Genomic DNA, 12,602 nt, shown 5'->3' on the forward strand with positions numbered 1-12,602 from the left:
TCTGATGCTAAAACAATGGGTTCGGGTAAAAGTAAAGATTCGTGGTGAACACACAATTCAAGTGATCAATCGTCTGCTTTTGAATCGGATAGAGATTACAGATCTTAAGCAGCTTTCTGATTCTGCGGAATTCATCATCAGATACAGTAATCTCGGAGGATTAAGAAAAGCAGTACGTAAAACGGGCTGCAGCATTTCTCTTAGCCGCACAGGGAATCAGATTGATGTATTCTTCAGATCTTATCTGCCGTCTGCTGCAGCGTGTCTGATTGCAGTTACAGCCTTTTTATATGCCTTTCAATACATATGGTCAATAGAAATCAAAGGTGCAAATCCCGAAGTGCGCGCTGAGGCTGCTGAAATACTAAAAGATCATGGTATAAAGGCTGGCGTTCTGAAATCTGAGCTTCTCATAAATCTCCAGAGTACAGCAATCCTCTACAAACATATTGAACAGCTGTCATGGGCGGAAATTGAAGAAAAAGGTTCGAGGCTGATTATTACATTAAGGGAGAAAACTGTTTCAAACCCTTCTGAAGATGAAAAGCTGATGCATCTGATTGCTTCAAAAGCAGGTACTGTCCATACACTATCTGTTAGTGCCGGTACACCAGCAGTTAAAAAGGACGACGTTGTCTCTAAAGGTGATATACTTGTTTCAGGCTATATCGGAAGAGAAGACCATGAAAAACCTGTGATGGCAAAAGGCAGTGTACAAGCTGTTACATGGTATACAGCAAATGTGAGTATGCCGCTTGAGAGCAGAATCAAAAAATATACAGGCAGTACTTATCGGGCATATGCATTAAAAGCCGGCTCTCTGACTACCCCGTATATACCTGTAAAGAGACAGTCGTTTGAACTGCAAACTAAGCGTAAGCAGGAAAAACAGATAGAAATCTTAGGCTTTGCCACTCCTTTTCATCTGATAACTGAAACCTATAAAGAAGTAGCAGAGGATAAACAGAAGATGAGTGAAGCGCAATACACCAGCCTGTTGAAATCAATTGCAGCTGAAAATGTATTAAGTAAAGTTGAAGGGAAAGGTAAGATTTTAGAAGAGAAAATTTTGCATGAAGATATCGAGAATGGTACAGTTAAATTAACAATTTTCTATCAGGTTTTAGAAAATATTGCTGTACCAAAACCTTTTATCGAGGAGACACGTGAATGATTGAAGAACGCATTACAGTAGATATTCAATTAGAGGATCCAAATGAAGCAGTGCAGCTTTTTGGAAATTCCGATACACATTTAAAAACAATTGAAGAAGATCTGGATATATCAATTATTTCCCGTGGCGAAGCGCTGCGGATTACTGGTAAGAGTGAAAATATTGAGAAGGCTAAAAGCGTAATCAGCCAGCTTCTCGAAGTCATCAGAAAAGGTGTTCAAATCAGTCAGAGAGACGTGATTTATGCTGTTCAAATGTCTCATCGCGGTACGATTGAATATTTTGATGAGCTGTATGATGAGGAAATCACTAAAAATGCTAAAGGGAAACCGATCCGTGCGAAGACGATGGGTCAGCGCCAATACATTAATGAGATCAGGAAAAAAGACCTTGTTTTCGGTATTGGACCTGCCGGAACCGGAAAAACGTACCTTGCGGTTGTTCTTGCTGTACACGCATTAAAGAACAATAAAGTGAAAAAAATTATTCTGACAAGACCAGCTGTTGAAGCAGGAGAAAGTCTTGGATTTTTACCGGGTGACTTAAAAGAAAAAGTAGACCCTTATTTAAGACCGCTGTATGATGCGCTGCATGATGTGCTGGGAACTGAACAGACGCAGCGATTCATTGAAAGAGGCGTGATTGAAATCGCGCCGCTTGCTTACATGCGCGGCCGTACACTTGATGATGCTTTTGTTATTCTGGATGAAGCGCAAAACACAACCTATGCTCAAATGAAAATGTTTTTAACGCGTCTTGGATTCGGATCGAAAATGGTCATTACCGGTGACCAGAGTCAGGTTGACCTGCCAAATGGTATGGAATCAGGCCTGGTGGCTGCCCAGAAAATCCTGAAGGGTGTGCCTGGTATCGGATTCAACTATCTTGATCAGGCCGATGTAGTCAGACACCCGCTAGTTGGTAAAATTATCGGTGCTTATGAGCAAAAAGGAAGTATGTAAAAAATACCTGAATAGCAATCAATTCATAATAAAAGCCTGGACAAATTTGTTCAGGCTTTTTTGTTTTACAATGTTCAATATCTTAACTATACATTTTTTGCTATACTAGTACACATAGTGATGCTATTGGCTTATTTTTATAAATAAATAATATGTCAGCCAACTTAAGTTGCACCACTTTCTTACATACTGGTTTTCAGGAGAGGATTTTATGAAGAACTGGATCCATAAAATAAAGAATCTTTTGAACTATACATTTTTCAAGTGGCTGCTTCTGTCGATTGTGGGGCTTGCTTCATTTCTGCTACTTTTTTCACACGTCAGTCCAGACACATATAATACAAGACTGTTTTCTGTAGCGGATGAAACCATCAGATCTCCAAAGACCATAACAGATGAAAGGCTTTCTGAAGCAGAAATGGAAAGAGCTGCATCTGAGGTTGAAGAAGTATATCAATACAGGCCGGAAATCATGAATAACAGAACTTCATTAGTGAGTTCAATTTTTGAATTTGCTCAGGAGTATAATGTGTCAACTGAGGATGAGGAGCCTCAATCGGGGCAGGCTGTAACAGGTGACATGCTTGAACAGCTGAAGAATGCCTTATCTGAAGATGTGTCAGAAGATGTAACCGGTTCAATTGATGATGAGACTTTTAACAGGCTGCTGGCTGCATCAGATCAAGGTCTTGAAGATGCAAAAGGCATAACGATTGATCAGGTTGAAAGAGTCATGCAGGATCCTTTTAAGCAGGAAGAAGCTGCAGCAAAACAGGAAGAAGCTGCTGAATATATCGCTCAATTTTCAATGAGTGATGACCTGAAAGAGGCTGCTATGGACCTTGCAAGATTTGCTGTTGTTGAAAATAATATTTATGATCCAGAACAGACTGAAGCCAGGGTTGCTCAGGCAATAGAGTCCGTAGAACCGGTCCAGATTCTTGAAGGTCAGGTAATCGTTCAAAAAGGGTATTTAATTGATCGGGATGTATACAGACAGCTCGAAGCTCTAGGACTGACGACGAGTGAAACAAGTTTCGAACCGTATATCGGACTCACTCTATTTTCATTATTAATTGTTCTGATTCTTTATTTTCATTTTTCAACATGGAAAATCAGTGAAGATACAAAAAGATTGTATCTGGTCCTTGTCAGTATTATTTTTCTGCTATCACTCGGTTTAATGAAAGCAGCTGAATTAATCAGGGAGCTTGAAGTGCTCCAGGTCGGTTATCTTTTTCCTGCAGCAATGGCGCCGATGCTTCTGAAAAGTATGATTAATACTAGAGTAGCGCTGATTATCGCAATGCTGCAGGCGTTTTGTGCCAGTATCATATTTAATGATATGATGACCGGCTCAGTTAATGTGGACGTTTCACTTTACTTTCTTTTCAGCGGACTTGCAGGGATTTTATTCCTGTCAGATCACAGACGCCGTACTCATCTTCTGAGAGCGGGGTTATTTGTATCAGCAGCTAATATGATTTTTCTTTTTGCAGTAACATTGATTGAAAGCGGCAGCTTTTCAGCGATGGACTATACGCTCTTTGCTGTATTTGCTGTGATCTCAGGAGTGCTGTCATCTATTTTAACAATTGGTCTTCTGCCTTTGTTTGAATCAGGCTTCGGTATTTTATCAACCATGAAATTAGTGGAGCTTTCTAATCCGAACCATCCTTTACTGAAAAAAATCCTGACAGAAGCCCCGGGTACCTATCATCACAGTGTAATGGTAGCAAACCTTGCTGAAGCCGGCTGTGAAGCGATCGGGGCAAACGGACTATTAGCGAGGGTCGGTTGTTATTATCATGACATCGGCAAAACCAAAAGACCACATTATTTTATTGAAAATCAGATATCCGGATATAATCCGCACGACCATTTGGATCCTCAGACTTCGCGTGATATTATTATTTCACATGCTAAAGATGGAGCCGACATGCTCAGAAAGCATAAAATGCCGGCTGAATTCATCGATATTGCTGAACAGCATCACGGTACAACCCTGTTGAAATTTTTCTACTTCAAAGCGAAGGAAAAAGGGCTTGAACCTGATGAAGAATCATACAGGTATGCTGGTCCCAAACCCAGGACAAAAGAGGCGGCCGTTATATCTGTTGCAGACAGCGTGGAAGCAGCAGTCCGCTCAATGAAAGATCCGACCTCTGAAAAGATTAAAAAACTGGTCGATTCAATCATTAAGGACAGACTGCAGGATGGTCAGTTCAATGAATGTGATATTACGTTAAAACAACTCGAAACCCTGAAAAAAGTATTTTGTGAAACGTTAAACGGGATTTTCCATTCAAGAATCGAATACCCCGAATTTAAGAAAGAAGAGAGGAAGAAGGAAGCATGACAACACTTCATATTGATTTTATTGACGAAACATCTCTCCTGTCACAGGAAGATACAGCGCTAATCAGCGACCTTCTTTCATTTGCTGCTAAAGAAGAACATGTTGGTGAAGCTGAATGTTCTATATCGTTCGTATCCAATGAAGAAATACAGGAAATCAATAAACAATATCGCGGTAAAGATAAATCGACTGATGTGATCTCTTTTGCTCTTGAGGAAATGTCTGAGGAAGAAATTGAGATTATCAGTGATGCAGAGATGCCAAGGATGCTTGGAGACATTATCATTTCAGTGGAGAAAGCGAAAGAGCAGGCTGAAGAATACAACCATTCTTTTTCAAGAGAGCTAGGTTTTCTCGCATTGCACGGTTTTTTGCATCTTCTTGGCTATGATCATATGGATGAAACGGAAGAAGCTGAAATGTTCGGCAGACAAAATCAGATACTGAAGGATTTCGGACTTTTGAGGTCCTGATGATGAATCCGAAGAAATTTGCTTTATCTTTTAAATACGCCGCGCATGGTTTAAGAGATGTGTTTTACAGAGAGCAAAACTTTAAAATCCATACTTTCGCAGGAATTGCGGTCATTGCAGCAGGTTTGTTTTTTCAAATTTCAAACCTCGAATGGCTGGTGATTATCATCACTATTGGCAGTGTGCTCGCACTGGAACTGATGAATACTGCGGTGGAAAGAACGGTGGATCTTATTTCTCCTGAACAGCATCCACTTGCGAAACAGGCAAAAGATGCCGGTGCTGCATCAGTTTTTATTTTCTCATGTGCAGCGGCTATTGCAGGAGGAATCATTTTTATTCCTAAAATCCTTTCGCTTATGTAAGACAGTTTTTTATAAATTGCAGGTGTATTTATAGTATAATGAATGTAAGGAGAAATACTTAACCGGTGCGGTGAGTCTTCTCCTTTTTTTAACCCGCAAATGATGACGATATTTTTTATTAAAGGAGTTTACAAATGAATGTTAATCAGTTGATTACGGAAGCTAAAAAAGCACGTGAAAAAGCATACGTGCCATATTCAAAATTTAAAGTAGGTGCAGCGCTGCTGACAGAGGATGGAAATATCCATCACGGATGTAATATTGAAAATGCAGCTTACAGCATGTGTAACTGTGCAGAGCGTACAGCACTGTTTAAAGCGTATGCAGAAGGTGAACGTAAATTCACTGCGATCGCAGTGGTTGCAGATACAAAACGGCCGGTTCCTCCGTGTGGAGCGTGCAGACAGGTTATTGCAGAGCTTTGCCCGCAGGATATGACTGTATACTTAACAAATCTTTCAGGAGATATTCAGGAATTGACAGTAGCTGAATTATTGCCTGGTGCTTTTATGCCGGAGGATCTAAATGGAGAATAAACATAAATCAGGATTTATCTCAATTGTCGGCAGGCCGAATGTAGGGAAATCTACTTTTCTGAATCGTGTGATTGGCCAGAAGATCGCGATCATGAGTGACAAGCCACAAACAACTAGAAATAAAATTCAGGGTGTGCTGACAACAAATGACAGTCAGATGATTTTCATTGATACACCGGGTATCCATAAGCCGAAGCATAAGCTTGGCGATTTTATGATCAAAATGGCGACCAATACTTTCCGCGAAGTGGATCTGATATTATTCATGGTAAATGTGGATGAAGGATTCGGCCGCGGGGATGAATATATCATGGAACTGCTGAAAGACGTGAAAACACCTGTATTTCTTGTGCTGAATAAAATTGATACGGTTCACCCGGATGAACTTCTGCCGGTGATCGATCAGTACCGTTCAAAATTTGAATTTACTGAAACTGTACCGATCTCTGCACTTGAAGGGAACAATGTAGAAGTACTGCTTGATCAGATAAAAGGTTATCTGCCTGAAGGTCCTCAATATTACCCAGCAGATCAGGTGACTGACCACCCGGAACGATTCATCATTTCAGAACTGATCCGCGAAAAAGCGCTTCATATGACGCGTGAGGAAATCCCTCACTCGATTGCTGTTTCAATTGAACAGATTAAAAAAGAAAAAGGCCGAGAAGTCATAGATATTATGGCTACAATTGTTGTTGAGAGAGACTCACAAAAAGGAATCGTCATCGGTAAAAGAGGCGCAATGCTGAAGGAAATTGGTCAGCGTGCCAGAGAAGATATCGAAAATCTGCTCGGATCAAAAGTGTATCTTGAACTCTGGGTAAAAGTTCAGAAAGACTGGCGTAATAAAGCGAACAGCTTAAGAGACTTCGGGTTTAACGATAAGGAATATTAAGCCGCACTAAAGGAGACCTGACGAATGCTTCATAAGTGTGAAGGAATTGTCATCCGGACAAGGGATTACGGTGAAACAAATAAAATTGTAATTCTTTATACAAGAGAGCTCGGAAAAGTAGCCTTAATGGCCAGAGGGGCTAAAAAAACGAACAGCAGACTGTCTTCAGTATCACAAATGTTTACTCATGGGATCTACATGTATCATGGAGGAAGCGGGATGGGATCTCTGCAGCAGGGTGACATGATCAGTTCTTCAAGAACAATGAAAGAAGATCTTTATAAAGCAGCCTATGCATCATATATGGCAGAACTTCTTGATAAAGCTGTTGAGGATAAAAAACCGGATCCTTTTCTGTTTGAATTACTCCAGCAGTCTTTTGCACTGATTAATGAGGGCTATGATGAAGAAGTAATCTGCTACATTTTCGAGCTGAAGCTTCTTCCACTGTTCGGTGTTCAGCCAGTATTGAATGAGTGTGCAAACTGCGGGGCAGGTGAAGGGGATTTTTCATTTTCTTTCAGAATGAACGGTTTTTTGTGCCATCGCTGTAAGCATCTTGATGACTATCGACTGCCACTCTCAGGAAAGGCAGTAAGGATTTTAAGATTGTTTTACTTTATTGATCTTCACCGCCTTGGAAAAGTGTCCCTGCAGGAACAGACCAAGCAGGAGTTAAAAAAAGTGATCAGAACCTATTACGATGAATACGTCGGCGTCTATGCAAAATCCAGATCATTCCTTGATCAGATGGAGCGCATGAAACGTACAATGGAAGGTCCTGAGAACAAGTAAAGAGTATAATTTTAGTACGAAGACTATTAACTAAGTCAACAAATTATCATATGACATTAAGATTTAGTTCTGAGTGGTTAATTGTAAAATGAAATGCAACACCTGAAAATAGAAAAGCCATAGTGAGACCGTGTAACATTAATGTCGACTAAAACAATTAATACACGGAGGTCATCACTATGGCTCAAAGTAATTCTAGCACAGAACAGAAAACCTTTAAACATTTGTCCGATGCAGAAAGAGGAGAAATCTCTGCTTATCTAAACCTTGGGCTCTCTTTGAGACAGATCGCTAAAAGAACCGGGCGTCACCCCAGTACCATTTCCCGTGAGAGAAAACGGGGAACAGTTGTGCAGCTGGATACAAACAGAAAACCGTTCGCGAAATATTTTCCGGATACAGCTGCCCGTGTCTATCGGGAAAACCGTCGGCACTGCGGAGCCCAGTCTGTCACGCTAAAAGCCTAGCACTTTCTGCGTTACGCAGAGAAAAAGATACTTGAGGACAAGTGGTCTCCGGATGCGATTGTCGGTCACGCAACACGACACGAGGCTTTTAAAGACAGCTATATCCCAGCCACCAAAACCATCTATAACCTAATTGATCAGTGTAAGCTGTCAGTAAGAAACATTGATCTGCCGCTGAAACTGAGACGCTCGACAAAGAAAACACCTGCACGGAAAAACAAGCGGATACACGGGAAGAGTATCGAAGAAAGATGTGAATCCGTGGACTCCCGTGAAGAGTTTGGGCATTGGGAAATCGATACGGTGCTTGGTAAAAAGTCTAAAGATGAAGCATTACTGACGCTGATTGAAAGGAAAACTCGTAAAGAGTTACTGGTTAGGATTTCGAGTAAGAGTGCTTCAGCTGTTCAGGAAGCTGTACGGACACTTCTCGCGCCTTACCAGGACAACTGTTCAGCTGTCTTTAAAAGCATCACAGCTGACAATGGTGCTGAATTCAGCGAGCTCGCAGCGTTCGAAAAGGAAAATATCGCCATTTACTTCTCTCACCCGTACGCCTCCTTCGAGCGTGGCACAAATGAACGTCACAATGGCATTAAAAAAACTCCCTGTCCTAAACACATCTTTAACACAATTTAATTTGTTGATATAACTAGAATGAATTTTGTGGAAATGGTTTTCAGGACAGGGAGCAAACAACTAAGTGTAGCAAAACAGTTTTGGAATTACGCTGAGTTGTTTCCTATCTAGGCTAATTCATCAATACAGTTATCAAAAGATCGGAAGAATCAGCTTGAAATGTTTAGATTGTGAATGAATTTTTATTGGAGTGATATGAAGTGACAAGGATAGTAGAAGGAAAATACATGCCCTTACAAAACTATTTGAAGAAATCAACATCATCACACGTTGCTTTAACTTTTAATGAAATAGAAATTATACTCAATGCTCCGTTACCCAAATCTGCATATAAATATAAAGCCTGGTGGGTAAACAGTCGTAACGCTCATTCTCATGCTTCAACTTGGCTTGAAGCGAATTACATAGTGGGGGAAGTAAAGTTTGGTGAATATGTTAAGTTCATAAGTGAAGAAAACGAGGGAAATCAAATACAGAAGAGAGACTCAGTGATTCAGTTGGAATGTTTATCAAATGAGGAGATAAACTATATAGAAAGTTTATCTAAAAAGTTGGATAAAGTTAGGAACTTTTTTACAGAGGACATGCCATCGAACTTTGTCAATGAAAATTTGGTCAAACAACACGAGGTAATAAAAAGTTTTAGAAGAATTATCGGTAATATAGATAATGATATGAGCTTCCTGGGTTGTTTACTTATAAAGGAGTTTCTAAACCAAAGACATTCATTTTCTGCTTTAAATATGGCATTAAAGCCACAAGGTTCTCCAGGTTTAGACGTTGATGAAAATACAAGTGATGGAAAACGAATAATTGGTGAATTGAAGACTACTTTTCCATATAACGAGAATGATCTCGGTTCAAACCAAAAAAGCAATTTCATAAAGGATTTTGAGAAATTAAAGCATAACGAGGCTGATTATAAATATTTTTTTGTAACTGAACCCAAGACATTTGATATTGTACAGAATAAATATCACCAATACCTTAAAGGGGTAAATCTTGTTTTATTACCACAAGCCATTTCAAATTCTCAGTTTATTGTTTCGTATTCTTAAATATAGATGTAAAAAGATCAGTACATGGGGAACATTAACTTTTGTACCCGTATTGAACACAACTTCCACACGATTCTAATTTTTTATATAACCAGAAACGTTCGGGGTTTCAATGCGTGGGGACGTATACCGTGAATCATTAGACATACGAATGATTCGTAATTCACGTTCCCTTTTTTCAGTGGGTGGACGTAGATACAAATGGCCATTTAATGCCATAACATCCAGATGGAGTGGCAGTCTTATTAGACGCCTCGTCACCTTACATGTTTCAAGGTAATTGTTAATCTAACAAGTGTTACGAAATTAGGTGAGTATATAATGAACCAACTAAACAGAAACGCCATCAAACCCCTTTTATCAACCCTGCAAAACAAAATCTCAAACATCCTCCAAAACAACCTAACCGGCATCTACATCCACGGTTCAATCGCCATGGGTGGCTTCAACCCGAACCACAGTGATGTTGATCTGCTGGTAGTGACGGAAGAGCCGATCAGTTTGGAGACAAAGAGGGAGCTGGCAGGGTTCTTTTTGATGCAGTCCAATCGTTCTTCTTTTCCTATTGAAATCAGTTTTTTGAATACTGGTCAATTAAAGAGCTGGAGTCATCCGTGTCCATTCGATTTTCATTATAGTGAGTTTTGGAGTGAGCGGTATGAGCAGGATTTGTCGGAGGGGACGGATGAGTATTTGAATGATCGTGTGAGTCATGATCCGGACCTTGCAGCGCACATTACGATTTTGAATCATCGGGGGCTTTGTCTATACGGCAGGCCGATTCATCAGGTGTTCCCTGAGGTTCCGGCTGATGATTATCTGTCGTCTATTATGAATGACGTCCGGGATTGCTTTGAGCAGATTGAAGAGGACCCCGTTTACTGCATCCTGAATATACTTAGAGTTTACTGGTACATACAAAGTGGTGTGATTTCTTCGAAGCAGGAGGCTGGCGAGTGGGGTGTGTCAGGGCTTAGTGGTGGGGAAAGAGAGACTGTTGTAAAAGCACTGTTGTGTTATAAAAATACTGGAAATTTTAGGACGTTTGATCAAGGTGAATTAATTGCGTTTAGAGAATATATGAGGGAACAGATTTTAGAGTGAACGCTTATCAGTATACATATCAAATTTAGGATGTGAAAGAATGGCTTACGATCAAAACTGTCCGTTATGTAATCCGGACCAGGATAGCGAGCAAAATATTGTACTGGAGAACTCAACCTGCTATTTTCTGCAGCATAATCAACATCAGGGCGTGTTGGAGGGAAGCGGACTGATTGTTCCCAAGAATCATCATAAGGATGCGTTCGAGTTAACGCCTGAGGAATGGAAGGATACTTATGAGATCCTGCATGAGGCGAAACGGTTTTTAGATGAAACGTATTCTCCGGATGGTTATACATTGGGGTGGAATGTAGGGAAGGTATCAAATCAGGAAATTTCCCACAGTCATCTTCATGTGATTCCGAGATATGATGATGAGCCTTTGGCGGGCAAGGGTATTAGATATTGGTTGAAGCAGGAGAATAATAGAAGGAAGAAAGCTTGATTCTACATCAGTCTCGAGTAATGCGCCTCATCAAGAATCTGAAGGTGAGATGCGTCCATTTTCCTGAGATGGCGAGGACTTTGCATATTTTAATCAAATCATAGCTTTAAAGTAAAAGAGAAGAACCCATTTTGATCAAACTTTATCCAAAATGGGTTCTTCTTACATCCTGAGTGACAGATCACATCTATTAAAACCTTATTCATCCGCTGATTGCCGCAGACTCACCACAGTATGAGCAACCTCCTGTCCGTTAACCAAAAGCACAATGCGATGCTCGCCCGGATAGTGGCGGCGAGTCGTCATATCTGACCAGTTATGTGTCCGCGTTCCTGTGAGGTGTGCACCGCCGGATACTGTTTTATTCGACAGGAGGAATGACTTGCGGCTTGTCTTTCCTTTGGCTTTGATAAAGTCGATCGCATATTCGATCCGAAGATAGACGGGTTCACCCTGACGGATCGTTACTTGATAATGGAACTCGGATTTCTCACCGATTGTTAACAAGTCAGGCTGTGCTGATATGTAAGCACGGGTGGTGAGCGCGGCTTCCATTGCATAACCGAATAATGCCATCGTTTCAGGATTGGCGTGTTTGATTAATGTCCGGCAGCCATGTCTGATAATCCAGTCTGTATCGGGATTTTTACCTGCCCACCGGCGTGCGGTTTCAAGCACGAGGTCAGGATGATCCTTTGAGATGTCATTCAGATTGTTAGCGATACTTTTGCGTACATATAACGAAGCATCTTCTTTCAGTATCTCTAAAACAGACAAAACCGGTGCCGGGTCCTTCTTGAATACGGGCAGTGCCTCACCCCATGGAAGACGGGGGCGGCAGCCTTCGCTGGCCAATCGGCGAACGTGCTCATTGGGGTGCTTTGCCCATAATGCCATTTGATTCATGACTTTATCAGGGTCACGCAGTAAAAACGGTCTGATGGCAAACTCAGAAGATGATTTCTGCGTGAAGTTTTCAAGTGCGCTCATAGAAAGGTCCCAATGTTCTTCTGCCTGTCCGTAGACGGCAACAAAATCCGGGAAGAAAAGGTAGGGAAACCCTGCGCAATCATCCGCGATTTGAAACATGATGTCTAAAGCATCTTCATATTTATCTGGCAAAAACACGCCAAGCTGCGTTGAAATCCGTCTGGTACGACCCTTGAGTGCCAGGTTGTCCCATGTTTCATCCATAATCGAATCGATAAAGTCTGCTTGATGAAAAGCAGGGTATACCGATTGTACTTTTTTTACTGAAATCCAATAAAAAATCTTTCGTATAAATATCTTTTAATTGTGCGGCCATTTTTCATCATCTCCCTGAATCCAT

13 protein-coding genes and 1 pseudogene are annotated in these 12,602 nt (G+C 40.9%); 13 read left to right on the forward strand and 1 reads right to left on the reverse strand.

Going from position 1 to position 12,602, the window contains the following annotated elements; genetic code table 11:
* Nucleotides 1–4: 4 nt before the first annotated feature.
* From KP77_RS02195 to KP77_RS02250, 13 genes are all read left to right on the forward strand, one after another.
* Nucleotides 5–1,174 (forward strand): sporulation protein YqfD, encoded by a 1,170-nt coding sequence (locus tag KP77_RS02195; RefSeq protein WP_041121083.1) that lies wholly within the window; start codon nt 5–7, stop codon nt 1,172–1,174.
* Nucleotides 1,171–2,136, forward strand: a complete 966-nt coding sequence (locus tag KP77_RS02200) for a PhoH family protein (RefSeq protein ID WP_041121084.1) — start codon at nt 1,171–1,173, stop codon at nt 2,134–2,136. The genes KP77_RS02195 and KP77_RS02200 overlap by 4 nt, the downstream gene beginning before the upstream one ends.
* A 211-nt stretch (nt 2,137–2,347) precedes the next feature.
* On the forward strand, nt 2,348–4,495 hold the full coding sequence (locus tag KP77_RS02205; protein ID WP_041121085.1) for an HD family phosphohydrolase: 2,148 nt from the start codon (nt 2,348–2,350) through the stop codon (nt 4,493–4,495).
* Nucleotides 4,492–4,968: an rRNA maturation RNase YbeY gene (gene ybeY / locus KP77_RS02210; protein ID WP_041121086.1), complete on the forward strand. Its 477-nt coding sequence runs from the start codon at nt 4,492–4,494 to the stop codon at nt 4,966–4,968. Before KP77_RS02205 ends, ybeY begins: the two co-directional genes overlap by 4 nt.
* Nucleotides 4,968–5,333, forward strand: a complete 366-nt coding sequence (locus KP77_RS02215; protein ID WP_041121087.1) for a diacylglycerol kinase family protein — start codon at nt 4,968–4,970, stop codon at nt 5,331–5,333. Before ybeY ends, KP77_RS02215 begins: the two co-directional genes overlap by 1 nt.
* 134 nt (nt 5,334–5,467) lie before the next feature.
* Nucleotides 5,468–5,869 (forward strand): cytidine deaminase, encoded by a 402-nt coding sequence (locus KP77_RS02220; RefSeq protein WP_041121088.1) that lies wholly within the window; start codon nt 5,468–5,470, stop codon nt 5,867–5,869.
* Nucleotides 5,859–6,764 carry a GTPase Era gene (gene era, locus KP77_RS02225; protein WP_041121089.1) on the forward strand — a complete coding sequence of 302 codons (906 nt, stop codon included), beginning with the start codon at nt 5,859–5,861 and terminating at the stop codon, nt 6,762–6,764. The genes KP77_RS02220 and era overlap by 11 nt, the downstream gene beginning before the upstream one ends.
* A 24-nt stretch (nt 6,765–6,788) precedes the next feature.
* Entirely contained in the window at nt 6,789–7,559 is a 771-nt protein-coding gene (gene recO / locus KP77_RS02230) for a DNA repair protein RecO (RefSeq protein ID WP_041121090.1), read from the forward strand.
* Nucleotides 7,560–7,738: 179 nt separating this feature from the next.
* Complete coding sequence (locus tag KP77_RS17760) at nt 7,739–8,026, forward strand: helix-turn-helix domain-containing protein (protein WP_084218556.1); 288 nt, start codon at nt 7,739–7,741, stop codon at nt 8,024–8,026.
* Between the two features lie 27 nt (nt 8,027–8,053).
* The gene (locus KP77_RS17935; RefSeq protein ID WP_268747441.1) at nt 8,054–8,665 is read left to right on the forward strand and encodes an IS30 family transposase; all 612 of its coding nucleotides are present in this window, start codon (nt 8,054–8,056) and stop codon (nt 8,663–8,665) included.
* A gap of 200 nt (nt 8,666–8,865) precedes the next feature.
* Complete coding sequence (locus KP77_RS17460) at nt 8,866–9,723, forward strand: DUF7662 domain-containing protein (protein WP_052473913.1); 858 nt, start codon at nt 8,866–8,868, stop codon at nt 9,721–9,723.
* Nucleotides 9,724–10,044: 321 nt separating this feature from the next.
* Nucleotides 10,045–10,827, forward strand: a complete 783-nt coding sequence (locus tag KP77_RS02245; protein WP_152614645.1) for an aminoglycoside adenylyltransferase domain-containing protein — start codon at nt 10,045–10,047, stop codon at nt 10,825–10,827.
* Nucleotides 10,828–10,867: 40 nt separating this feature from the next.
* Nucleotides 10,868–11,272, forward strand: a complete 405-nt coding sequence (locus KP77_RS02250; protein ID WP_041121091.1) for an HIT family protein — start codon at nt 10,868–10,870, stop codon at nt 11,270–11,272.
* A gap of 198 nt (nt 11,273–11,470) precedes the next feature.
* On the opposite strand, the pseudogene KP77_RS02255 reads toward KP77_RS02250, so the two are convergent.
* Nucleotides 11,471–12,578: pseudogene (locus KP77_RS02255) on the reverse strand (DNA alkylation repair protein).
* Nucleotides 12,579–12,602 lie beyond the last annotated feature (24 nt).

Source organism: Jeotgalibacillus alimentarius, assembly GCF_000829445.1.
In the GTDB taxonomy this organism is placed as follows: domain Bacteria; phylum Bacillota; class Bacilli; order Bacillales; family Jeotgalibacillaceae; genus Jeotgalibacillus; species Jeotgalibacillus alimentarius.